At 34.6% G+C, this 23,892-nt stretch carries 22 protein-coding genes; 7 read left to right on the top strand and 15 right to left on the bottom strand.

From position 1 onward, the window contains the following. The first annotated feature begins 22 nt into the window (after positions 1-22). Positions 23-1,273, top strand: a complete 1,251-nt coding sequence (locus tag ACO052_RS09190) for an exo-beta-N-acetylmuramidase NamZ family protein (RefSeq protein WP_422107718.1) — start codon at positions 23-25, stop codon at positions 1,271-1,273. On the opposite strand, the gene ACO052_RS09185 is transcribed toward ACO052_RS09190, so the two are convergent. From ACO052_RS09185 to ACO052_RS09165, 5 genes are all read right to left on the bottom strand, one after another. Then, on the bottom strand, positions 1,270-1,701 hold the full coding sequence (locus ACO052_RS09185; RefSeq protein WP_422107717.1) for a hypothetical protein: 432 nt from the start codon (positions 1,699-1,701) through the stop codon (positions 1,270-1,272). The two genes, ACO052_RS09190 and ACO052_RS09185, sit on opposite strands and share 4 nt — an antisense overlap. Positions 1,702-1,863: 162 nt before the next feature. Continuing rightward, a complete protein-coding gene (locus ACO052_RS09180) occupies positions 1,864-2,691 on the bottom strand; it encodes a glycerophosphodiester phosphodiesterase family protein (protein ID WP_422107716.1) in 828 nt (275 codons plus the stop codon). 28 nt (positions 2,692-2,719) lie between these two features. Beyond that, complete coding sequence (locus tag ACO052_RS09175; RefSeq protein WP_422107715.1) at positions 2,720-3,568, bottom strand: sterol desaturase family protein; 849 nt, start codon at positions 3,566-3,568, stop codon at positions 2,720-2,722. A gap of 5 nt (positions 3,569-3,573) precedes the next feature. Beyond that, entirely contained in the window at positions 3,574-4,473 is a 900-nt protein-coding gene (locus ACO052_RS09170; RefSeq protein WP_422107714.1) for a hypothetical protein, read from the bottom strand. A 50-nt stretch (positions 4,474-4,523) separates the two neighbouring features. Next, complete coding sequence (locus tag ACO052_RS09165; RefSeq protein WP_422107713.1) at positions 4,524-5,018, bottom strand: YkgJ family cysteine cluster protein; 495 nt, start codon at positions 5,016-5,018, stop codon at positions 4,524-4,526. A gap of 51 nt (positions 5,019-5,069) precedes the next feature. Between ACO052_RS09165 and ACO052_RS09160 the strand changes: the two genes are divergently transcribed. After that, the gene (locus tag ACO052_RS09160; protein ID WP_422107712.1) at positions 5,070-5,795 is read left to right on the top strand and encodes a class I SAM-dependent methyltransferase; all 726 of its coding nucleotides are present in this window, start codon (positions 5,070-5,072) and stop codon (positions 5,793-5,795) included. Here ACO052_RS09160 and ACO052_RS09155 read toward each other — a convergent pair. The 4 genes from ACO052_RS09155 to ACO052_RS09140 form a co-directional block, all read right to left on the bottom strand. Next, positions 5,771-6,481, bottom strand: a complete 711-nt coding sequence (locus ACO052_RS09155) for a hypothetical protein (protein WP_422107711.1) — start codon at positions 6,479-6,481, stop codon at positions 5,771-5,773. The genes ACO052_RS09160 and ACO052_RS09155 overlap by 25 nt on opposite strands. Before the next feature lie 147 nt (positions 6,482-6,628). Further along, a complete protein-coding gene (locus ACO052_RS09150) occupies positions 6,629-8,356 on the bottom strand; it encodes a TonB-dependent receptor (protein ID WP_422107710.1) in 1,728 nt (575 codons plus the stop codon). Positions 8,357-8,437: 81 nt separating this feature from the next. Beyond that, positions 8,438-11,461: a tetratricopeptide repeat protein gene (locus ACO052_RS09145; protein WP_422107709.1), complete on the bottom strand. Its 3,024-nt coding sequence runs from the start codon at positions 11,459-11,461 to the stop codon at positions 8,438-8,440. A 149-nt stretch (positions 11,462-11,610) separates the two neighbouring features. Next, positions 11,611-13,173, bottom strand: coding sequence for a hypothetical protein (locus tag ACO052_RS09140; protein ID WP_422107708.1), 1,563 nt, complete (start codon positions 13,171-13,173; stop codon positions 11,611-11,613). A 294-nt stretch (positions 13,174-13,467) separates the two neighbouring features. On the opposite strand from ACO052_RS09140, the gene ACO052_RS09135 reads away from it, so the two are divergent. The 4 genes from ACO052_RS09135 to ACO052_RS09120 are packed head-to-tail and all read left to right on the top strand — an operon-like array spanning position 13,468 to position 16,997. After that, positions 13,468-14,457, top strand: coding sequence for a class I SAM-dependent methyltransferase (locus tag ACO052_RS09135; RefSeq protein WP_422107707.1), 990 nt, complete (start codon positions 13,468-13,470; stop codon positions 14,455-14,457). Between the two features lie 6 nt (positions 14,458-14,463). Then, positions 14,464-15,150: a cell division ATP-binding protein FtsE gene (locus ACO052_RS09130; RefSeq protein ID WP_422107706.1), complete on the top strand. Its 687-nt coding sequence runs from the start codon at positions 14,464-14,466 to the stop codon at positions 15,148-15,150. A 33-nt stretch (positions 15,151-15,183) separates the two neighbouring features. Next, complete coding sequence (locus ACO052_RS09125; protein WP_422107705.1) at positions 15,184-16,077, top strand: glycosyltransferase family 2 protein; 894 nt, start codon at positions 15,184-15,186, stop codon at positions 16,075-16,077. Continuing rightward, a complete protein-coding gene (locus tag ACO052_RS09120) occupies positions 16,074-16,997 on the top strand; it encodes a glycosyltransferase family 2 protein (RefSeq protein WP_422107704.1) in 924 nt (307 codons plus the stop codon). Before ACO052_RS09125 ends, ACO052_RS09120 begins: the two co-directional genes overlap by 4 nt. Here ACO052_RS09120 and ACO052_RS09115 read toward each other — a convergent pair. Both ACO052_RS09115 and ACO052_RS09110 read right to left on the bottom strand, forming a co-directional pair. Continuing rightward, positions 16,982-17,377, bottom strand: coding sequence for a sugar 3,4-ketoisomerase (locus tag ACO052_RS09115; RefSeq protein ID WP_422107703.1), 396 nt, complete (start codon positions 17,375-17,377; stop codon positions 16,982-16,984). The two genes, ACO052_RS09120 and ACO052_RS09115, sit on opposite strands and share 16 nt — an antisense overlap. After that, positions 17,367-18,203: a glycosyltransferase family A protein gene (locus tag ACO052_RS09110; protein WP_422107702.1), complete on the bottom strand. Its 837-nt coding sequence runs from the start codon at positions 18,201-18,203 to the stop codon at positions 17,367-17,369. Before ACO052_RS09110 ends, ACO052_RS09115 begins: the two co-directional genes overlap by 11 nt. Positions 18,204-18,275: 72 nt before the next feature. Here ACO052_RS09110 and ACO052_RS09105 point away from each other — a divergent pair, with 72 nt between their 5' ends. Then, positions 18,276-19,172, top strand: a complete 897-nt coding sequence (locus tag ACO052_RS09105) for a glycosyltransferase (protein WP_422107701.1) — start codon at positions 18,276-18,278, stop codon at positions 19,170-19,172. Between the two features lie 10 nt (positions 19,173-19,182). On the opposite strand, the gene ACO052_RS09100 is transcribed toward ACO052_RS09105, so the two are convergent. Genes ACO052_RS09100 through ACO052_RS09085 form a run of 4 tightly spaced genes read right to left on the bottom strand, consistent with a single transcriptional unit; the run spans position 19,183 to position 23,871 of the window. Next, positions 19,183-20,475, bottom strand: coding sequence for an O-antigen translocase (locus tag ACO052_RS09100; RefSeq protein ID WP_422107700.1), 1,293 nt, complete (start codon positions 20,473-20,475; stop codon positions 19,183-19,185). Between the two features lie 10 nt (positions 20,476-20,485). After that, on the bottom strand, positions 20,486-21,793 hold the full coding sequence (locus tag ACO052_RS09095; RefSeq protein WP_422107699.1) for an O-antigen translocase: 1,308 nt from the start codon (positions 21,791-21,793) through the stop codon (positions 20,486-20,488). Continuing rightward, positions 21,794-22,897 carry a DegT/DnrJ/EryC1/StrS family aminotransferase gene (locus tag ACO052_RS09090; protein ID WP_422107698.1) on the bottom strand — a complete coding sequence of 368 codons (1,104 nt, stop codon included), beginning with the start codon at positions 22,895-22,897 and terminating at the stop codon, positions 21,794-21,796. Then, a complete protein-coding gene (locus tag ACO052_RS09085; RefSeq protein ID WP_422107697.1) occupies positions 22,894-23,871 on the bottom strand; it encodes a GNAT family N-acetyltransferase in 978 nt (325 codons plus the stop codon). The genes ACO052_RS09090 and ACO052_RS09085 overlap by 4 nt, the downstream gene beginning before the upstream one ends. Between the last annotated feature and the right edge of the window lie 21 nt (positions 23,872-23,892).

The raw sequence follows: 23,892 nt of genomic DNA, 5'->3' as shown, positions 1-23,892 counted from the left end.
TTTATTCTCGATAATTTTCGGGATGATCATAGTAGTTATTGCTTGTGCTTCTAAAACTAAAAATGATACTTTATCAAATAATGAGATCCTGAAACATACTTCGACAACGCTCAGTACAGGAGTTCAGGATGACAAAGCTATTATTGTTGGTGCCAATCAGACCGAAACCTATCTACCACTACTCGAAGGGAAGCGCGTTGGGATAGTAGCTAATCAGACAAGCGTCATTTTCAGAACTACAAGTACAACTTCAGAGAAGTCTGGTAATGACAGCCCATTTACGCATATCGTTGATTCTCTTTTAAAACATCAAATAGACATAAAAAAAGTGTTCGCCCCAGAACATGGATTTCGAGGTAAGGCTGATGCTGGCGAAACTATAAAAGACGGTGTAGACACGAAAACGGGCTTACCTATTTTTTCACTACATGGAAAACATAAAAAACCTACTGAACAGCAATTAGAAGATTTAGATATCGTCGTTTTTGATATACAAGATGTCGGCGTGCGTTTTTACACTTATATTTCTACTTTGCATTATGTTATGGAGGCTTGTGCAGAACTTGAGGTGCCATTACTAATTTTAGATCGTCCAAACCCGAATGGCAATTATGTGGATGGTCCTGTCTTAGAAAAAGCGCATAGTAGTTTTTTGGGGATGCACCCTATTCCCCTTGTTCATGGAATGACGATTGGAGAATATGCGCAAATGGTCAATGGTGAAGGTTGGTTGAAAGATAGTGTGACTTGCGATATTACTATTGTCGAACTAAAACATTATAATCACAACAGCACCTACAGTTTATCTATAAGACCTTCACCAAATCTACCTAATGACCAAGCTATAAAATTATACCCAAGTTTGGGTCTATTTGAGGGCACAAATATCAACGCCGGTAGAGGTACTGAATTTCAATTTCAACGTTACGGTGCCCCTTTCCTCGATAAGAACCACTATAAATTTAGCTATACCCCTGTTCCCAACTTTGGCTCAAAATACCCAAAGCATAAGGGGACGCTCTGCTATGGCGTAGATCTATCCAACACAATAGCTGAAAGACGCTTTACTTTGAAATACATCATGGATGCCTACAGCAATGCTACAGATAAAACTAAAGTTTTTGTGACCTCTAATTTCACCGCGCATGCAGGTACTGAAACGTTACAGCAACAGATTGAATCTGGTATGAGTGAAAATGAAATTAAGGCAAGTTGGCAAGACGAATTAAGTGCATACAAAACGATGCGAATGAAATATCTGATTTACGATTAGTTACTTTCTGTAATCGCCACTTTCTTTGATTCCGTTGCCACGATTTCTTTTGCAGCTAATTTTGTAGAGCCAGGTTCAGGAATTTCCTTTAAAATTTTCACAACAAACACAATGCGCTTTGGTGATTGTACTGCAACCAAAACATGCTTCCCTTTAGATAATTTGTGTAATGGAAGTTCAAAGTGCGTGGTATCTATATAAATATCAAAATCCCTTCCATATGCTTTATTGATGGAATAGAGATAGTTTATTTTCTTATCACTGTGAAGAATTAAGGTGTCTTTGGTAGCGTTTAATTTATGAATTAAGCCTTTAGCTTGGATATTCCTGTTCTTTTCAAGTTTTGCATACTGCTCTTGAGCCCTAAGTGTAAAGCTCAACAAAAAAATAAGGATTAGGATAAGGAAAATTCGGATTAAATTTTTCAATAGGGTAAGGCTTTACATTAAACGTAAGGATGCTCAGCTCAACAACAATTAATTAATCCGTTGCAAACATAAAGGGATTAGCGTTTCTGGAATAAAAAAACCCCACCAACTACATAAAAATCGGAGGAAAAACACTTTTTTGTTAATAACCTGTTGAAAAGTCTATTCGGAAAGCAGGTTGATGAGCCTATCTGGATAATCTGTTATGATGCCATCTACACACCATTCTAACATGGTTTTCATATCTTCTTCTTCATTGATAGTCCAAGGAATTATAAGATAACCCTGTGACTGATAGTCTTTAATTTGGTCTTGCGACAATAGCTTAAAATACGGGCTTATAATTTCCGGTTTATAGGAAAGCGCCTGGAGTTTACCCTTTATGGTTTCGTCTTCATCAATTAACAAAGCCACTGGCATCTTAGGGGATTGTTTCTTAACCTCCTCGAGTATCGCTAAATCAAAAGACTGTAGGTTCACGAGCTTAAACACCTCATGCTGTTCTATCTCATTTAAGACGATTTTTACATAAGCCTCAGGATGAGGCGTATACTTACCATAGTACTCGGGCTTCGATTTAATTTCAATATTGAATCTAACATTAGGGTTTTTAGTTTTTGCCAATTCAAAAACTTCGGATAAAAGCGGCTTATAGGTTTTTAGTTTTTCCTGTTTTGGATAGGTCGGATGGAATTTAGATCCACAATCAAACCGCTTAATCTCCTCATGGGTCATTTCAAAGAGGTTATACGCCCTATTCCTCTCTTCTGAAATTTCTCCATTTTCTGGATCAAAACAAATGACTCCGCTCATAAAAGGCTCATGAGAGACGACAACCTCTCTATCTTTTGTTATGGCAATATCAAGTTCTAAGGTTTGTACCCCAAGTTCAATAGCTTTTTCAAATGCAGGCAATGAATTTTCTGGTAATAAACCTCTACAGCCACGATGTCCCTGAACATCGACTTGTTTTTTGGGATTACAACTCATTAAAATGCTGATTAGCAATAGTAAGATACTATTTTTCAATATCTGGCGAAAATGTAGGCTTTTCATACTTCTGGAAAGGTTGCTTAAGCAATTCACCTATATGGGTATTCTTTTTTTCATCCGGAAACACATCGACACCATACACCAACTTTTCGCGATCCATATACATGTAGGTTCCAAAAATCCGATCCCAAATACTAAAAATATTACCATAATTAGAATCTGTATATGGCAAGCGGTAGTGGTGATGGATTTTGTGCATATCTGGAGACACTATGACATAACTCAAAAACTTGTCTAGTGCTTTAGACATCTTAAGATTAGCATGTGTAAACTGGGTAAAAATCAACGACATGGCTTGATACAACATGACGATAGCAATCGGAGTTCCAACAACAAAAACTCCGAACAACGTGAACGTGAACCGTATTAAACTTTCTATAGGATGGTGTCTATTTGCCGTAGTCGTATCTACCTTATGGTCAGTATGATGAACAAGATGTACCATCCATAGGGGTTTAACCCTATGCTCTACATAATGTGCCAAGTAGGCGCCAAAAAAGTCAAGAAACAAAACACCGAGAAGTACATACAGCCATAAGGGCTGCTCATCTGGAAATAACCAATTAATGATTCCGAAATCACTTGCTGCTACCCAATCTGCTGTGCCCACTAATAAAAACGCCAATGCAAAATTAATGATGACGGTTGTTAGGGTAAAAAATAAGTTAGGTAAGGCATGCCTCCATTTATTATACTTGAATTTAAACAAGGGCAAACCACTTTCTAACAACCAAAAAAATGTCAGTCCTCCAACCAGAATCAAACTGCGATGTGATGACGGAATATTTTCAAAATAATTAATAAGGCTTTCCAATAGCTTTAAGAGTTAAGATTTATAATCTTTTGTGCTTTTTTCAAATTTAATGAAGAAATTTCAGATTTCCATGGCTCTGCATCCTTTGCCTTGTCCATACTCATATAAGCCGTATAGTACAAAAACGCAACAAAGGACTTGTTACTTTCTTCTATGGCATCTTCTTCTATTTTTTTTAGCGCTCTTATCACTTTTTTAGGGCGTTTTAGAATGAGATACTCTTGCATTTTCAATAACTCACATCGCTGCCTTAAACCTTCCCTTTCATTGCTGTCCTCACCCAAAACCAAGGCTTTAGCTTCATTGAGATAAATATTCGCCAAATTGACAATATTAGCCCTTATATTTTTATCCGCATAAAGCCCAAAGTCCAAATACTTCGATGCTAAATAATATGCAGAATAAAAGTTCTTATCGTTGCTGTAGTTGGTGAGTTCTTCATTTATAAAAGTGGTGTTAAGCGAATAACGCTTAATGATGGTGGTAATGTTCTGAAAATCTTGTGTTAAATAATCTGTGTTGATGATATTGCCATTGACGTCCATAATCTTTATGGAATCGTCATTAAACTTGTCTATGTACCTTTGGCTTCGTCTTCCTTTAATCTTTCCATAGAGCTCAGCATATTTATGTTCACTTACAATGACCGGTACAAAGTGCTCCCAAATCAATGGACTTATGTACTCATCCTCAAATAAATTATTTATAAAAATGGTTCTTCCCTTTTCATCTCTAACTAATACTGGATATTGATAACTCGTTGTTTCTTCCCACACCATAAGTACCATTTTATTTTGAACCATGGCTAGTCGCTGTGCAATCTCCAAATTGGTCATCCAAGCTTGTGCCGAAGACATGTTGACCGCAAAAAGAACGAACAAGAATTTTAAGAGAGGCTGTTTCATAGTAATTATTTTTTCAATACCATATCAAAAATTATTCCGAAGCTAAATTGCTAAAGGGGAATCTGTCTTTTCATTTCTTCAACGATGTTGTAAGCCGCAGGACAAATCGCCACATTCTTCAGTGTTAAATTAGAAATTTGTTGAAACTTTTTTCGATCTGTATGCGGAAACTCCTTACAGGCTTTTGGCCGTACCTCGTAAATAGAACAATAATTATCCGCACCCAAAAAAGCACAAGGTACGGACTGCAATACGTAATCCTGATCTTCATCTATCCTCAAATACATGTCAATGAATTTTTGTGCTTTCATTTTAAAAAACTTAGCTATGCGCTCAATATCCTTATCCGTAAATAATGGCCCAGTAGTTTTGCAACAATTGGCACATTCTAGACAATCAGTACGATTAAATTCATCATCGTGCAGGCCTTGCATGATATAATCCAATTGTTTAGGAGGTTTTTTTCTGAGCTTTGCAAAAAAGGCTTTGTTTTCCTTATGTTTGTCTTTAGCGCGTTTAGGCAAATTATTGATTTGGTCTTGCATAATGTAAATATAAACAGAATGAGATGCTGAATCAAGTTCAGCATGACAATAATGAATAAAGATATTTTCGGAAAAGCCTTATTAGACTATCAGAATGGTAACTATTCTGAAGATATTGTGACTTGGACCAATATTTCGGATAAAGATGTGCTGCCACTCCCCTATTTGTTTAGATCTTATTCTGAGATGCCTCAACTCGAACAACGGGCTTTAAGCTTATGTAAAGGCAAAATTCTCGATGTAGGCTGTGGTGCTGGTAGCCATGCCTTGTGGTTACAAAACAATGGCTTTAAGGTTAAGGCGATCGACAGCTCTAAAGGCGCTGTAGAAGTTGCCAAAAAGCGCGGAGTTTTAGAGGTTGAACTCCGGTCTCTTTTAGAAGAAACCGGGTCGTTTGACACTGTTTTATTGTTGATGAATGGCACCGGAATTTTTCAAACGTTATCCCAAGTATCTAAACATTTAATCCATCTAAAATCCTTATTACGACCAAATGGCCAAATTCTAATAGACTCTTCGGATATTTCCTATATGTACTTTTCTGAAGATGAGCTCGAAACTGAAATCGACGTTGAGCGACTTAACGCATTAAACCATGGCAACTATTATGGTGAACTCGATTATTACCTCAGCTACGAGGGAGAAGAGGAAACCCCTATGACATGGCTGTATCTCGATTTTGAAACCTTAAGCATGGCTTGCCAAGCTGTTGGCTTAGAATGTAAAAAACTAAGGGATGGAACGCATTACGATTATTTGGCACAATTGCTATTGTAATACTCTACGATAGCGATTAGGTCCTTCTTTTTAAATTCTTTATTTTCTATTTTACTCACAAGTGAGGAGCAATCACTAAAAAACTCCGAGGCTCTTTGCTTAAATGCCTTAGAAAGACTTAGTTGATTAATTTTTATGGCTTTATGCCCCTCTCTCACAACCAATAAATCGTTATGTTCCTGCATAAGACAGCTGTATTCAGGTGGACATGTTATAGTAGTCCCCCCAGCATCAACCGACGTCCCATGATGAGTCATTGTTTTATCCGTGTAAGAGACTGTTCTTCCTACTAGTTTCACTTTACCATCAACGATCAATTCTGCAAATCCTTGTTTCTTCTTCTTTTTATCGAGAAAAACGGGAATATATTTAGCATCTCTCGTTTTCTTTACTCTCTTCTCATCTATCCGCTCTGTATAAGTTACGGTAAATACAATACTATCTATAAGACGCGCTTCAAACTTCTTTCGCTTTGACTTTTTAGTGGCCTTATATCTCACTTTTTCATTAGGCTTTCCAAATGGATTTATGGGTGACAAATCGCCATTTTCCATGGGAATTGATGCAAAACCTGATTTAACTTCTCCACTCTTGAAATAAATGCTCGCCTTGGTCATACCATATTGCGCAAAAGAATAATTAATAGCACATAGCAGAGCAATTATTAGGTAACTATTTTTTTTCATGGTCGTCTTATTTCCCCTAAAATAAAAAATATTTGTTTTAAGAGGAAAAGGATTACAAAAATTATATGGTCCTGAAACGTCAATCCAACTCACTTCGATTACGCTCTAGAATGATATCCTGAAACCAGTTAAGGATGATACCAATTGTTAAAAGTCAAATTGATAGGTAGCACCAACCAAAGCTTGAATGCCCTGTACTGGGAAATTTAAATAGCGTTGGTAATCTTGGTCTAAGATATTGTTTACCTTGGCAAACACAGATAGCTGGTCATTGATTTTATAACCCAAATGCGCATTGGCATCAAAAAAGCTATCTAGGGTAATTGGTGTTGGATCTGGTAATATCAATGTCCCGACTTGTAGTAATCTATCCTTTCGTTCACCAACATAAACGGCACTAGCACCAGCAAACCAATGTTCTGAAATCTGCACATCCATAAATATGGATCCTGTAATATCGGGTAAATTCCAAGCTTCTGCTTCATCTTCTGTGTCATAATTAAAATATTCTCCCTTGATACCTAAAGTGAAGTTTCGGTTCACATCTATACTCAATTCACCAGCGACAGAAAATGTTGTGACGTCATCATAGACCACATTAAATGAATTTCCGAATTGATAATCTTCTGTAGCACCCACTACGGCATCATTGGCTCTAAATAAGGGTTTATTTTCTTCGGCAAAGTAATTACCCTTTATGTTATAGCTCACATTATTAGACAGCTTCCCTTTTAGCCCTACATAGCCGTTATAACGCTGATCGGTAGGAGTTATAAATAAGGTGGGAGATACAAATGGATTTTCATTGGCGAAATCAAAATAGGAGTTTTGTTGCAATTGTCCCGTAATACCACCATAAGCAATCAAAATCTCGTCCACCAAACGGTAGGTGGCACTTATATTAGGGTAAATAAAGAACTTATTATCGCTAAACTCTGTATCGTTGAGATATACAAAGCTCACCCCTAGATTAACGGTTAAGTCATCTTGTTTTAACTGATAGGACGGTGATAAGCCAAGCGTAACATTGCCGTAATCGATGCCTCCTGTATTATTAAAATCCATGTCAAAATTACCCCCGATATAATCGATATAAAAATCCGTAGTAATAACTTCATCCTGTACCTGAACATCAAAGCCTGCTTTGGCCACAAATCGATTTTCCCCAGAATCACGATCGTCCCCAAAGCGTCTAAAACGAACGCTACCATCATTGATAATGGCATCATCGAACTTTAATTTTCCTCCCAAATAAAAACTACTAAAGGTATGTATGGGATCGATGGTATTGGCTTCTGCCTGCCCAAAGAAATTTTGTGGCAAACCATACCAGTTATAAGCCATAGTATCGAAGCCACCATCAATTTTCCAAGAAAAATCTCTTAGTTTTTGCGAGTAATGGGCATTGACATGTGTACTCGAAAAATCATCATCTAAAAGCAAACCTTGAATACCTCCTTGTGATGAATGGTGGCTAAAATAGCCCCCGACATTTTCTGTATTATTGATCTCATGGTTAAGATACACCTCTCCTACCAGCGTGGTGAAGGTACCAACCCCTAAAGAGGCATAGTTATCATAAAGTTTTACAGGTTTAGCTTTATCGACGTTGGCCGCTTTTCCCTTTGCGGGAGTAAAGGTAGAGGCTACAGGAATGGAAAAGATGTTATACTTCACCTGTTTTTTCTTTACCATGTTAGAATCGTTCAATTTTGGCGTATCCTTTATTTTAAAAGCATCGGAAATTGTAGGTGTATAGGGTTTTATGACATTGACCACCTGATCGTCAATTGTATCTTTTTTGCGCTCTTGGGCAAACGCGAAGGATAAACAACCTGATAAAGCGATGATAAAAATTAAAAACTTGATTTTCATAAGGAATGTTTTGATTGCATTTCGACAAGTATTACACTGAGTTTATCTAAGTGCTCAGTGTGACAACTAGTCTGTCACCTACTAGTTTTTGTCTGTTTCGATTGATGAATTTGTTTTGGCTTCTTCAGCTTTGATTTTATTGAGTTCGAACCTTGCTTCTTCGACGACGTCGTCAAAATCCGGGAAATTTGAAATGACACTTTCTAAAATGTAATTCGCCTGAAAGGCATCACCCAGAGCATAAAAATTCTTGGCCATAACAACCAGTCCCTTGGCACTGTAATATTTATAACTGCTGTAGTCCTTTGCCAATCGCTGAATAGTCGTATTGGACGCTTCGTATTTGCCTTCTTTATTTTTAAAATATCCATTGTAATATAAAGCCTCCGCCGCGACGCGACCTGTTGCTATTTTCTCAACATCGGCATAAGCAGTTTTAGCTTTATCTTCGTTACCTGTCTTAATTGCCGAGCGTGCAATAATAATCTTAGCATCACTTTTTACTTTATTATCTAAGTTAGAGCTGCCCAGAACTTTTTCGGCATAACTTTCGGCTGCCGAATAATCCTCGGTTTGATAATAGGCATTCATCAAATTAGATTGTGCATACAGCACATTCTGTGGGTAATCGGCATCTGTTTCCAAAGTCCTTAAAACAGGAATTGCTTGCGACCAATTAGAATCTGTTAAATAGATTTCGCACAACCGTACCATGGCCTGTTCGGTATATTCACTTTTTGAAGCTTCAACAACATATTTATAATGCGGCTGGGCGTTTTCAAACAAGTCTTTCTTATAATACAACTGTGCCAAATAGAAATGTGATTTTAAGGCATGTATACCATTTGTAAATTGATTAAGGTACTTGTTAAATTGACGGATGGCTTTGTCGGTATCGTTCTCTAAATAAGGTTTTTCAGCAGCTTGATACATCGTATTATCCAACTCTACATCAGTCACCTCTACATAATCTAAAGATCTTACCCAAGACGCATATTCGTCTACACGTCCTAAATCAATATAGATTAAGCGTGCAGTAGAAACCGCTTGAACTGCTTCTCCTGAACCAGGAAAATCCCTTGCAACTTTTTTGAATTTTGTTAATGCACGTTCATTATCATTGCTATTGTAATACACTAATCCTTGACGAAGTAATGCTTTAGAAGTAAAAGCACTACGTCTGTATTCGGAATTTAGACGATCATACATTTGCATGGCTTTATCTGTTTCGCCATTCTTAACGTAAGAATTGGCCAACTCATACATAGCATCATCTCGTAATGCTGATTTTGGATAGCCTTCTATAAAGGTATTTAATTCGGAAACCTTGGTAGAGACTTTACCTAAATAACCGTGACTCATGGCTTTCTGAAAACTAGCATAATCTGTTTCAATTTCATTAATTTGAATCGCCTTATCGTAAGCACTTATGGCGGCTTCGTATTTACTAGACACAAAATGGCCATCTGCTAACCTTAGATAGGCATCGTTGCGCCGTGGTCTATCAAGCGTATTTTCATCTATAAACTTTTGAAAATATTTAGAGGCGTTTTTATAGTCTTTTAACTTAAAATAGGTATAGGCCAAGTTATAATCGAGATTATCATTTTCTGGTAAACTAGAAGCCTCAGCCATACCCGAAAATTGTTTAAACCCAATGAGCGCATCATTGTAGTTTGTTAAATTGTATTCTGTTTCCGCTTTCCAGAATGTGGCCTTGGTAACAAAAATAGGATCTCTCGGCTCTTTGAGAGAATTATTAAACATTTCTAAAGCTTCGCTATACCGCGTTTCGTTATACAATTCAATACCTCTAAAAAATGCTACTTTTTGATACGCCACTTTGTTCTCAAAGCTATTTTTGCCTTTTAAAAGCTCTAATGCTTCTTTATAGTTTTTTGAAGTGATGTAAGAATCAATAAGCAGTGTTTCTATTTCCTCTCTATAACTGGTTTCAGGATATTTATCCAAATAACCTGCCAAGACCTGAGGTACAGATTGATATGGATTACCTATTTCATAACTTATCTTTGCATAATTTAACCAAGCATCTTCTTGAATTTTAAGATCATAGTCCATTTCGGATGCGTTTCTAAATGCATTTAGGGCTTCTTGTTTTTTTTCGAGGTTGATATAACTCTCCCCAAGATGATAGTAGGCATTCTGGGCTACAGCATTATTACCATCTATGATTTTATTGAACTCCGAAATTGCCTTTTCAAAATCATTTTGCTTATAATAAGCATAGCCCAACTGATAATAATCCGTATTGCTCCATTTACCACGTTTGCCTTCGTAATCTTGTAGGTAAGGAATTGCTTCTGTATATTTTTCGAGATTAAAATAGCTTTCCCCAATTATTTTAGACAATTCTGACTTTTCAACACCTCTACTATTGGGCAATTGCTCTAAAGCCAATTCTATAGCTTTTTCAAACTTTCCTAGCTTAAAGTTTAAATCTGCCTGATAATAAGACAACTTCTCTTTATACTTTTCGTTATCACTTACCTGTTCGAAGTAAACATTTGCCGTATCATAATCATCCCCTTCGTAGGCCATATAACCGATATAATATTTGGCCTGTGAACCATATTCTTTAGAGTCCACAACACGATTTAAATATTTCGTGGCTTGGGTCTTACTTTTAGTGGCATAGAGGCTGTAGCCATAATTAAAATTAAAACGATCACGCTCAGACCGTGCTATGCTTACCTCATCTACCTTTTGATACCATTTACGCGCATAGGCATATTTAGAATTTTCAAAATAATAATCAGCAACATCCAAGAACGCCGTATTCCGCTTGGTACTCGTTGGGTATTCTTCCACAAACTCAGTAATTAAGTCGTCCGCATTTCTTTGGTTTAATCGCACGGCACAATTCGCTATATAATACGAGCAATCTGACTTTAGCACAGCATCATCCGTGTTGTATTTAATGTCATCGAACAAAGATTGTGCTGCCTTGTATTGCTTATTGTTATATAGGGTTAATGCTTTTTGGTAGTCTCTTAAATCACTTGTATATACCGCAGATTTCTGAGCAAATCCTAGAGTTGCAAGACATAGAAAAACGAGGATTAATTGTCTTTTTAAAAGTAGCATTAGTATCGTTTTTTGATTAATTAATATTGATGATATAAGTACACTTCAAATTTAATTGAATATAAAATCTATAACGGCAGAAATTCTGTATAATTATAAACTTACTTATTAAATGTTAAAATAGCCCCGAAAAAGCACTCAAAAAATCTTTAATTCTTTTTAGTGCCTTCAAATTCAACCCTGTATACACCAAAATTACTGACCGATTTTGTGGCTATTGTATTATGCAATGGTTTTTCGAATTCTGAAAGTGCCATAGGAAACTTGAGCTTCTTGTCTTTGGACAATTTACCAGATTCTAAAATATCTTTTCTATTTTCGATATCATATATCTTATACGGAGTACCTTCTTGGATTCCTAACGCACTAAAATCTACCGTTACGTCCTGACCTTCCTTTTCTAATAAAACTACATTAAACTGATGTGAATCTGATTCTAACCTTTCAATTTTTAAAAGCGGATCAACGTTAAAACCCTTAAGCGGTTTCCATCGACTATTAGCATCAATCATAAATTCTTTTTTCCAATCGGCAAGTTTAAAATCCTTATGCTTCAAAATTCGAAGCCCTTTTACTTTCCGACTGTGATATTTATTATTATCAAACTTTAGTCTACCATGTTTTAAACTGGCCAGAGTTGATTTTTCAAAATGAGTGTATCCCGTATAAATCGTATTGTTCTTGAATTCTAAAGACTTGGCGTGTACAATATTTAAAGCATTGTTTCTACCAATAATAAAGTTTGAATCGACTACAATATTTTCAATAGGCGCTTTCACCGAAAACCCTAGAGTTAAAGAATTGCCATGGCCATAATTCTTAAAGTCATTAAAATCAACATTATGATAAAAAACATTATTCTTTATGGTGACATTTTTTGCCACATTAACACCATTACGATCGCCAGATGCTACAATGAGATTCGCCCAAGGCCTTCCAGATGGAGAACCGTTATTGAATACTATATTATCTTCCAAATGCACGTTCTTAACAAATTCCTTATTGGTTCCTGATGATGCCGACCATACTTCAATGCCTTTATAATAATTGTTAAAAACGATATTATTCCTTAGTAGCCTTATCTTTTCACTTTGATTCTGAACATACACGCCTACTCCTTGTCCTCGCTGTCCTTGATAACCGTTGTTATAAATAATACATTCTTCGATAACCGTTCCACCTGTAGCTTTCCAAGAACCAAACCCATTGCCCGGTATGTTATGGATCACCAAATTCTGAAACTTGCAGTCCTCCCCATCAATATGGTTCACCCCCGTAACAGCTTTAAAGTTCTTATCCATCTTTCTACGCGAAAACTTTCCTAAATAAGTAATCTCAAAATTCTTAAAGATAACCTTGCCACCACTAACCTCTAGAACGTAATGTGCTTTATTGTCAATATTACCATTTAATAAAACCTTGTCCTCTCCGAAAGCTGAGACTGTTATAAATCTATCCTTATCTGTAGATTGAAGCGTACTTTTATAATTCCCATTATAAATTCCTTCATGCAACCAAATAATATCACCTCCATTAATACGTTTCGACGGTTGCGATAATGCCGTTTGTAAATCCCAAGGTCTATCAATACTCCCATCCCCATTAGGTGACCCTTTGATGCTGTTACCATCTATAGGAAATACATGGAATTCATTTTGGGCCACGGAAATGGTTGCACACAAAAAAATTAATAAGCCATTTAAATACTTCATAAAAAGAGGTTTTCAATTACTATGCCAAGGTATCAATAGCATTTGGGATTTGAAATTTTACGCCATACATTTACAGACGTCAAAGTCACATAAAATAATATCTGAAACTGTGCTAAAGACCTGAGTATATTTCAACTCTAAACATAGAAAAAAGGTATTTTTATTTTCCACATAAGGAATGCATAAAAAAGTACAATCAGTAACATCATTTACAATCACGAGGCCAATAGCTGACCTCTCTAGTCAAAACACCTATAGGATTGTAAAACAACGCTCATACCACCGACCAATTTTATGAAACGTATAATTACCTTAGATGATGTTATAGAAACTTATACTAAGTTGCGCCAAAGAGGTACAGGATTTATTTTGTCTAAGTTCACTTTCAATGATACGGAACGCGCAAAAACAGCCTTTAATCATTTTAACATTTCTGCATCAAATTGGTCCATTATACCAGAAGTTAAAGCACGTTGGCAAAAAATGATTACATCGAATGATGAAACAGCCATAGAAGACTTTACAGTAAATCAATTTTTAAGCAATCGTAAAAACCTTAAAATGCTTTCTTTAGGAAGTGGCAGTTGTACGTCCGAAATTGCATTTGCCAAACATTGTAATTTCGAACTTGTGGTTTGTACCGATATTGCGGAAAAACGTCTTGAACAAGGTAAAGAAAATGCTAATTTGGCTGGACTAAAAAATATGGAATTTAAGATACAGAATGTTAACGACTTGAACCCCGAAGCTGGTACATACGATGTTGTGTATTTCAAGGCCTCCTTACATCACTTCAAGAATGTCGAAAAATTAGTATCCAAAACTTTGATGCGAATTCTAAAGCCTAATGGACTTCTCATCATCAATGAATACGTAGGGCCATCAAGACTACAATTCCCAAAGTATCAAATTAAAGCAATCAACAAAGCACTCAAGCTTATACCAAAGTCCTACAGAAAACGTTACAAGCTTAATATTTATAAAAACAAAGTTTATGGCCCTGGATGGCTACGCATGGTATTGGCCGATCCATCGGAATGTATTGATTCAGCAAATATAACACCTTCGATTCATCAAAACTATGATACAATTTATGAGTCTAATTATGGAGGAAATATCTTGCAATTAGTGTTGAAAGACATCTCCCATCACTTCATTGATTTGAATAAGGAAAAGAAAGACATTTTAGATCGTTTATTCGATTTTGAAGATGCCTACTTGAAAAATCATAAAAGTGACTTTATATTTGGAATCTATAAGCCAAAGATTAAATCAAATAAGTAAATAAACATGTCCAAACCTATTCTAAAACTAGACCAAGCTACCATATACCAAGGAGGAAATATGGTACTGTCAAAAGTGAATTTTGAGATGCAAAAGGGTGAATTTGTCTATCTTATCGGTAAAACGGGAAGTGGAAAAAGCAGCTTTATGAAAACACTTTATGGTGATTTAGAATTGACAGAAGGTGAAGGCCAGGTTGTTGATTTTAATCTGAGAACCATGAAAGAGAATGACATTCCGTTTTTAAGGAGAAAACTAGGCATTGTTTTTCAGGATTTCAAATTATTACCGGACCGAACCGTAAACGGGAACTTGGAATTTGTGCTCAAAGCGACAGGCTGGAAAGATAAAGACGAAATCAATGAGCGTATTGAAGCTGTTTTAGATAAAGTCTCTATGAAAACTAAAGGTTTTAAATATCCCCATGAACTGTCTGGTGGCGAACAACAGCGTATCGCCATAGCTAGAGCTCTTCTTAATGATCCAGAATTAATTCTGGCTGATGAGCCAACCGGAAATTTAGATCCTCAGACCAGTATTGAAGTTATGGAAGTTCTTCAAGACATCAATAAAAATGGAAATACTATTTTAATGGCTACACATGACTACGCATTACTTTTAAAATATCCGAGTAAGACTCTAAAATGCGATAGCAACAAAGTCTTTGAAGTTGTACAGCGAAAAAATGAGTAAGCATTATACATAATTCATAGTGCTTAAAAACATATGCTCTCTATTCTGATACCAACATATAACTATGACATCAGCGACCTTATTATTTCTCTAAATAAGATAGCGCTACGTCTAGATTTTGACTATGAAATACTATGCCTAGAAGATGGCTCTACAATGTACTTAGAGGAAAATAAAGCCATATGTGACACGTACCATAATACGTTTTATATAGTCTCTAATAAGAATAAAGGGCGGATTACATCCCGTAGGCTTCTTACCGAAAAAGCGAAATACGATTGGTTGCTTTTTCTAGATGCTGATGTAGAATTAACAAATGACAATTTCATTATAGCGTATTCAAAGTTTTTTAGCAAGGGCTTTGATGCCGTTTATGGAGGCTGTTCTTATGAATTACGCGAACCGAATGCATCGAAAGTGTTAAGATGGAAATACGGAAAAGCTTATGAGGAAATCGAATCAAATATTAGAAACAAGACCCCTTACAAACACATTGTTTCTGTAAACTTTCTAATAAAGAAGGACGTATTTCAAAATCTAATTTCTAAAATCGATAGCGATGGATACGGCTATGATCTCTTTTTGGGAGTCCTGATGAAGCTAGATAAAACTAAAGTCTATCACATTGATAATCCTGTAATACATAAAGGTCTTGAAGAAAGTTCTGTTTTTTTGAACAAAGTTGAACGCGCCGTTGAAACCAATTACAGATTGCTTTCTGAAAAAAGAATAAGCACCACCGAGAATAGTCTCTTAGAAACCTATAAGTCCATCAAAAAGTTTGGTCTTTCAAAAATCATCTATCTGATTTATAAGTGGTTTAAAACGCCTATAAAAAGACAATTGTTAAGCAGTTCCCCGAATATTAAGCTATTGCAGTTTTATAAATTGGGCTACCTTTGCGCTTTAAGTCTTAAAAAAAAATGAATCCTTCTTTTTCCGTAGTCATATCTGTATACAATAAAGAAGAACACATCAAAAAAACCATAGATAGTGTTTTGAATCAGACTTATGATAATTTTGAAATTATTCTAGTAAATGACGGTTCAACAGATAATAGTCTAGAAGTTATAAACAGTATAAAAGACGATCGCATCAAAGTTATAAGTACGAAAAATCAAGGTGCATCAGAATGCAGAAATACAGGAATAAAAGGTGCTTCAAAAAATTATATCGCCTTGTTAGACGGAGACGATTTATGGGATGAGGAATTCTTAGAATATATTCAAAGAAGTATTTTACAGTATCCTAATAAAATGGTTTTTTCTACGGCAATAGCTCATAAACATCAAAATAAAACTGTTTCAGCAATATATAGTTTTAAGCAACAAGAGTTAACTAAAGTTCATAATTTTTTTGAATCGAGTTTAAACCATACTATTTTAACCGGTTCAAGTATTGTTTTTAAAAGAGAAATCTTAAATACTACAGGATATTTTAACCCTTCTATTGTTTCAGGACAAGATACAGACTTATGGATTAGAATCGGAATGCACTATGATATTGTGTTCATCAATAAAATCTTAGCATATTACAACTATGTCTCAGGAAGTTTGAGTAACACAACTTTTGACATTAGTAAAAAACCCAAATTTGATAACTATTTGGAGGAAGAAACAAAGAACAAATCCTTAAAAATCTATATCGACAGAAATCGATTTCCTTTAGCAATATTGAGCAAACTACAAAACAACAAAGAGCGTTTTTGCTATTACAAAAAAAGTATTGACCCCAAAAACTTACCTTTGAGACAACGGGTATTCTTAAAATTGCCAAAATGGTGTTTGAAGTTATTATTGAAGCTTAAATCTTTAAATGGGAAAAAACTTTATTACCCTACAAATTGAGATTTAAAAGTTTTATAATCTCTGACATACTCTTTTTCATTATAATCTGTAGAAGCCAAAACCAAACAAACCGCACCAGAAGAAAAATTATCTATCTCTCTCCACATGTTGGTAGGAATATACAAACCTTGTGTTGGTTTGTTAAGCATAATACGCTCTTTGACTTTACCATCATCGACAATAACTTCAAAACTACCGCTTAACGCGATTATAACGGACTCTTGTTCTTTGTGTGCATGTCCACCCCTATAACTATCACTTGGTACATCAAAAAGATAATATACACGCTTTAACGAAAATGGTATTATATCTCTTTCTATAACAGCAAGGGAACCGCGTTTATCATGTACTTTTGGAATATCTATTAATCTAATATTCATATATTTTATCTATATCACCAGACCTTTCTAAATCTTTATATTTTGATATACCATTAAGACCGATCCTAAATTTTGCCAAAGCATCATTAATTTTAATATACTTATGTCTTATTGTAAAAAGCGTATATTTCAAAAGCCAAAGGTAACTTAAATTACCCATGAATCTATACGCCGCTGCAGATCTTGCAAAAAAAGCATTATCACTTCCTTGTCTTCTGCCAGAGCTTTTATCAAGATGTATTACAATAATTTTATGCTCGTGATACATGCTCATACCATTATCATATGCATTTCTTAAAAAAACATACTCTGTGACACCTTGAAAAAGAGAACCTACGCCAAAATAATGATTAAAGAATGTTCTACTTCTAACAAAAGGCTCTCTTTTAAAAGTAATTACACAAGTATAAATCCTTTTTAAGGATTTTTTATTGTGCACACTCACATTATGATACTTTGCATATAATTCACCATTTTCATCAATAGCTTCAAAAGAAATAAAATCGGCATTGGGATTATTTTTGTGAGCGTCAATTATTTTTTGATCAAAATTGGCTTCGTAAACAAAATCGTCATCAGCCATCAAGCAAATATCACCTGTTGATTTAGTTATGGCTAAGTTACGACTAGCAGGCGAACCTCTTTCGAAAGAATTAATAACCTTGATATTCTCATATTCCGAAATCAATAATCTTCCTTTATCCGTCTGATTTACAATTAAAATATTATAACTAGAATAATGGTTGTTTTTCTTAAATATTGGCTCTAAAAACGATAAATTCGTCTTATACATTGTAGAAATTAAAATCTGAAGTTTATAAGACATTTTAAGCTATAATATGGAAAGTTTCTTCTTAGGTTTTCTAATTTTACACAAATATAGAACAAATAAACAGTAATGATTAATCGTCCTTTAGTAACAATAATATGCCTCTGTTATAATCATGAAAAGTATGTTGTTTCTGCTCTTGAATCAGTAATTAATCAAACCTATAATAGTATTGAACTTATTATTGTTGATGATGCAAGTCAAGATCAATCGGTAACAGTTATTGATTCTTGGAACAAGAACTATAATTATCCCTTTATTAAAAACAAACAAAATATAGGTAACACAAAATCTTTCAACAATGCCCTAAAACTATCTAAAGGAGAATTTATAGTTGACCTTGCTACAGATGATATACTAATGAAAAACTCGATAGCGTTGAGATTAAATAAATTTTTAACTTCAAAAATTGAGAATTTAGGAGTCGTATATTCTAACGTAGAAACTATAAATGAAAATGGGGATCATATTGAATATCATTTTTCAGAAAAAACAAAAATAAACTACCCAAATAGGGTTCCTAAGGTAGGTAATATTTATAGTGCTTTAGTTAACCATTATTTTATAAACGCCACTTCAATGCTTGTAAAAAAAGAGGTTTTTGAAAAGCTAAATGGATACGATGAAAATTTATCTTATGAAGATTTTGACTTTTGGATACGATCTTCCCGCTATTTTAATTACGATTATGTTGATGAGGCATTGGTGAAAAAGCGCATTTTAAAAAACTCTCTAGGAAAGCAATTCAAAAAAAATAGTGGAAAAAAACTGAATAAATCTACACTACTGGTTTGTAAAAAAATCTATTATTTAAATAAAACTTTAGATGAATTTATCAGTTTAAAAAATCGATTAATGCATGAGTTAAGAATAAATGTAAAGCTAGCAAACTTTGCCATTTCTATTCGATATGCCATACTTCTATTTAAAGTACAATTCAAAATATGGTTTTTTAAAATTCGATAAAAATTAAACGCTATGCATGCTTATTGTTTTTTGCATTTTTAAAATAAAGCTTAATTACAACTACCACCACGAAGAAATAAACAATATACCTCATTAAATGCGCCATAACTACACCTTCTGTGCCATAATGTTGAATGAATACCTTAGACAGTACGAAAAACAATCCCAAAGAGAAAATTTCTGTAATTATAAAGCTCTTAACCATTCGCTTCGCCAAAAACTGATGCGATAAGACTAGAGAACCAAATCTTACAAAATCACCCAAAAGCTGCCACTTAAACAACGGTTCCATACCCAAAAAATTAGGATAAACAATTTGGATAATTAGATGTCTTAAGAGATATACTAAAAGAATGCCTAGCCCAAAAATAGGCAGAATGGTTTTGTAAATATTGAGAACCTCTTTTTTGAAATCCGATTCACTATAAATATTTGCAAATCTCGGAATTACATAAAGTGTAAATAAAGCAGTAACAAATACCATGTAGTTTTTAGAGATAAAAGTGACCGCTGTCCAATATCCAGCTTCTTCAATACTTATACTATCAGCTACCATTGTTCTGATATATATTTCAATATAATTAAGTAAAAAGGAAGACACGAATGACATTATCGTAAATGCAAAAAGTTGATTCTTATAACTGAGTGAGAATCTAATACGACTTAAATCTACATATCGACGTAATGTTTTTCCAAATACAAAACTTAGGACTATAAGTTGAATTATAGGTGCAAAAGCAATCGCTACAATAACACCGTCTAAAGATGAAGTATATAATCCAACTAGCAAAACTACAGTTGCTAACAGGTAACTTATCAATTCTATTTTAGCGTACTTTTTATAGTCTGAGAGCCCGCTAACTACAGCATATACTACTCTATTTATACCGATAAATGGAATAATAACGGCTAATAATTTAAAGGCATAAACAAATTCTTCTGTCTGAAAGAGATAGTTGCAAATATAAGTAGACCCAAAAAACAGTACTAATCCCGAGATAAGGGATCCAAACATTACAAAAACTGCCACAGAAGAAAACAGTTTAGCCAGTTCTGATTTTACTTCCTTAAACTGAGCTACATATTTTACTATTCCATTAAAAGCCCCAAGTGTTGAAGTACTTGTGAGCATAACCATAACATTTCTAATTTGACCAATACTTGCTATACCAGCCTCTCCTACAGTAATTGCCAAAAGCCTCTGTATAAATACAGAGACAATAAGCCTAATGGTAATAACTATAGCGTTAAGAGATGTAATCTTAAGAACAATATTTTCTCTTAGAAATTTAGGGATTTTCACTTTTGGCTATTTAATAATCGTCTAGACCTTGGTCATTTAAAACTCCAAATAAAGAGCTACCAAAAATCAATAAAACTATTCCAAAGTACATAAAATAGCTCAGGCAGTGTCCCATAACAGCACCTTTTAACCCAAAAACATCAATTAAATAAACACTGGAGACGTACATGATTACAAATAAAAATACTTCTATGATAATAAAATGCGTAAACATTTTTTTGGCCAAGAACTTATAAGCAATAACCATGGACATCACACGTATAAAATCACCCAATATTTGATAGCCGAATAAATCCTCGATAGGTCTGAATTCTTCGGTAAATAAAAGATTAACCAATAAGCCTCTACTTAAGTAGACAATCCCTAAAATGAGTGCAAAAATAGGTAAGACGGTTTTATAGAAACTAAACACTTCTTTTCTAAATTCCTTACGTGACTTTAACTCAGCAAATCGAGGTAAAATGTAAAGGGCCATTAACGAATTGATAAACATTAAATAATAGTCGGATACTCTTGTAACTGCCGTCCAATAACCTGCTTCCTTTATGCCAATTTCTGAAATGATATAGTTTCTAATAATGATGTATACAATGGGCAATGCAATTGAAGATACCAAAGCCATTACCATGTAAGGACTCAAATTTCTTAACACTGATATATTAATATGTGTAATTCTGATGTGAGACATTAAATTCTTCCTAAAGGCAATACCAACAATGGTAATCAAAAGATTTAGTGCTGGTGTTATAACCACTGCAATTAAAGCGCCATCGATATTTTCTTGTTTAATTAAAAGTAAGGTAACCAGCAACCCTAAAATCTGACCAGTCATGTTTATGACCAATAAGATTCGGTACTTTGAAAACCCATTCATGATTGAAAATGCGAACATGTTCAGGGCATAGAATGGTAATACAATAGCCAAAGTCTCTATGACATAGGTATAGTTATTGTTTAAGAATATGAGTCCATTTATAAATTCGGCATTATAATAACATATAAAAGCCAACAATACCGAAGAGAAAAAACCGAGGTAAAATACTGTAGAAAGTGTATTAGTAAGCTCTGAAAGGTTGTTTTTACATTTTCCTATTAGCTTCACGAAACCGTTGTAAAGACCTGCAATGGCAATTGATTGCACCGTACTAAGGAAGTTCCGTAAGTTCCCTATGAGCGCCATCCCTTCGGGACCAATAAATACAGCAATAAATTTTGAAATAAGAATACCTGCAATGATTTTGACACTGATATTAGCAGAATTTAAATTCGCTGCTTTAACTAGAACTTCATTATTTATGTAATGAAAAAATTTTTTCAATTAATACTTTTTTAGAATTTCAATCACATATTGTACGTCTTGGTCTGTCATTACAGGACTTATAGGCAAACTTATGACTCTTTTGTGAATTTGCTCAGTTACAGGTAGTTTTAAATGCGAAAATCTATAAAATGCCCTTTGCTTATGGGGAGGAATCGGATAATGAATTAACCATCCTATATGATTTTGGTCTAAGAAGTTTACAAAGTCGTCCCTATCCTCGACTTCAACCACAAAAGCATAGAATACATGATTGTTGGTACCATTGTAATATGGCAATTTAAGCTTGGCATTTTGAATCCCATTAAGATACTGCTTTGCAATAATGCGTCTTTGTTCATTATCAACATCCAGAGCTTTTAGTTTAATCCTTAGAAAGGCAGCCTGCATATCATCGAGTCGACTGTTATAACCAATGATCTCATTTTTGTACTTTTCCCTACTTCCGTAATTTCTCAACAAAGAAACCGCATTGTGTAACTCTGTATCATTTGTGGTTATAGCACCTCCATCGCCGAGCGCTCCAAGGTTTTTACTTGGGTAAAAACTAAAGGCCGCTGCATCCGCTAAATTCCCAGCTCTTAAATTATTCGTATTTAATGCTGCACCGTGAGCTTGAGCTGCGTCTTCTATTAAAAGTAAATCGTACTTATTTTTTAGATTTTTGAAGCCTTCAACATCGGCCAATTGTCCATAAAGATGAACCATTACGATTGCCTTAACATCTTCAGTAAGTGCCTCTTCGGTATGCTCTAATGAGAGGTTATACGTCTTAGGGTTAGGCTCAACTAAAACAGGTTCTAAGCCAGCATGTGATATGGATAATGCGGTGGCAATAAATGTATTTGCCGGAACAATAACTTTGTCCCCTTTTTGCAGCCTTCCTAATTCTATATAGCCTTTTAAAATTAAGGTTAAGGCATCTAAACCATTAGCCGTACCGACGCAATACTTAGATCCGCAATATTGCGCAAATTCATTTTCAAATCTAGAAACATTAGAACCTAAAATGAAATGTGACGCCTCTAAGGAATTGCTGAATGACACTTCAAAAGCTTCCCTAAATCTGTTATTGATTTTATGAAGATCTAAAAATTTAATCATACAAAAACCGCTTCTAAAAGCCTATAATTTTCGGTATTTATCCTATAAAACCCTTGTGTAATCGAGCGTGCGCCAAAACCTTCTTTCCAATATAAAAGCCCTTCATTAACTTTCTGACCTTCTTGGATATTAGAAATCCCAAAATTAAAATAAGGTTTATCGGCAAATACCTCTTCTAAAAGATAATGATGCAAAAAATCTAAACTTCCCAAGGTGTTTTTATCGGCATTACCCGAGATGTATTGACTATGGGCCACATTTTCGGTTTCGAAAATTGTAGTGCCAGCAACAATCGTATTATCATTAAAGACATTAAACTGTCTTATCTGCTTTGGGAATCTCAATTTTAAAAGTTGAATCTCTTCAAGTGTATGCACAGGCTTTACATCGTGCTTTTTATCCAAATTAGGAATAAGGATATCATCCCAAAATGCTTTAAAATCATTGGTCTCTTCTACAACAAGGTTATTTTTCTTTCCTCTCTTATACCCATTTTTTCTACTTCTGGAATAATTCAAATATCTTAGATCCAGTACGGAATGCATATCCATTCGATATAGTTTAGCATTTGTTTTAAAGCATATATACGAAAAAGGGTTATTTGTTGGATTATTGAGAAAAATATAAGGCAATTCTTTTATGCTTATAGCCTCTATACCATTTTGGTTGAGGAAGCTTAAGGTTGCCTTAAACATATCTATCATCAATTCTGATTTTGCGGAGGCATTGTAAACAAAGCCTCCATAGGTAAGACCTTGGTGTGAATAGATGGAATCGCCCATCTTATTTGCAGGTAGTAATCCTATAAGTTCATCACCATTATAAATCATCAATGAATAATCCTCAAATCTATCGCTATGATAGTCCATAAAATCCCTTAGGAACAAAAAAGTCTTTTGGTTACTGTCTAAGACAAACTTATTCCATTGGACTCTATCTGATGATTGATATCGTAAAACTTTAAAGTTTTGCATGCCTCAAAAATAGCTTTTATT

This window comes from Winogradskyella sp., from assembly GCF_965228925.1.
In the GTDB taxonomy this organism is placed as follows: Bacteria; Bacteroidota; Bacteroidia; order Flavobacteriales; family Flavobacteriaceae; genus Winogradskyella.
Note: the sequence above shows the minus strand (reverse complement) of the source record. Positions and strands in the feature narration are given on the sequence as shown.

What these genes read in the sequence shown, in the direction of transcription:
- ACO052_RS09150 (WP_422107710.1), bottom strand. Translation starts at nt 8,356, where the DNA reads ATGAAAATCAAGTTTTTAATTTTTATCATCGCTTTATCAGGTTGTTTA.
- ACO052_RS09190 (WP_422107718.1), top strand. Translation starts at nt 23, where the DNA reads ATGATCATAGTAGTTATTGCTTGTGCTTCTAAAACTAAAAATGATACT.
- ACO052_RS09130 (WP_422107706.1), top strand. Translation starts at nt 14,464, where the DNA reads ATGTCCAAACCTATTCTAAAACTAGACCAAGCTACCATATACCAAGGA.
- ACO052_RS09105 (WP_422107701.1), top strand. Translation starts at nt 18,276, where the DNA reads ATGATTAATCGTCCTTTAGTAACAATAATATGCCTCTGTTATAATCAT.
- ACO052_RS09180 (WP_422107716.1), bottom strand. Translation starts at nt 2,691, where the DNA reads ATGAGTTGTAATCCCAAAAAACAAGTCGATGTTCAGGGACATCGTGGC.
- ACO052_RS09115 (WP_422107703.1), bottom strand. Translation starts at nt 17,377, where the DNA reads ATGAATATTAGATTAATAGATATTCCAAAAGTACATGATAAACGCGGT.
- ACO052_RS09165 (WP_422107713.1), bottom strand. Translation starts at nt 5,018, where the DNA reads ATGCAAGACCAAATCAATAATTTGCCTAAACGCGCTAAAGACAAACAT.
- ACO052_RS09155 (WP_422107711.1), bottom strand. Translation starts at nt 6,481, where the DNA reads ATGAAAAAAAATAGTTACCTAATAATTGCTCTGCTATGTGCTATTAAT.
- ACO052_RS09160 (WP_422107712.1), top strand. Translation starts at nt 5,070, where the DNA reads ATGAATAAAGATATTTTCGGAAAAGCCTTATTAGACTATCAGAATGGT.
- ACO052_RS09135 (WP_422107707.1), top strand. Translation starts at nt 13,468, where the DNA reads ATGAAACGTATAATTACCTTAGATGATGTTATAGAAACTTATACTAAG.
- ACO052_RS09110 (WP_422107702.1), bottom strand. Translation starts at nt 18,203, where the DNA reads ATGTCTTATAAACTTCAGATTTTAATTTCTACAATGTATAAGACGAAT.
- ACO052_RS09090 (WP_422107698.1), bottom strand. Translation starts at nt 22,897, where the DNA reads ATGATTAAATTTTTAGATCTTCATAAAATCAATAACAGATTTAGGGAA.
- ACO052_RS09120 (WP_422107704.1), top strand. Translation starts at nt 16,074, where the DNA reads ATGAATCCTTCTTTTTCCGTAGTCATATCTGTATACAATAAAGAAGAA.
- ACO052_RS09170 (WP_422107714.1), bottom strand. Translation starts at nt 4,473, where the DNA reads ATGAAACAGCCTCTCTTAAAATTCTTGTTCGTTCTTTTTGCGGTCAAC.
- ACO052_RS09085 (WP_422107697.1), bottom strand. Translation starts at nt 23,871, where the DNA reads ATGCAAAACTTTAAAGTTTTACGATATCAATCATCAGATAGAGTCCAA.
- ACO052_RS09125 (WP_422107705.1), top strand. Translation starts at nt 15,184, where the DNA reads ATGCTCTCTATTCTGATACCAACATATAACTATGACATCAGCGACCTT.
- ACO052_RS09140 (WP_422107708.1), bottom strand. Translation starts at nt 13,173, where the DNA reads ATGAAGTATTTAAATGGCTTATTAATTTTTTTGTGTGCAACCATTTCC.
- ACO052_RS09145 (WP_422107709.1), bottom strand. Translation starts at nt 11,461, where the DNA reads ATGCTACTTTTAAAAAGACAATTAATCCTCGTTTTTCTATGTCTTGCA.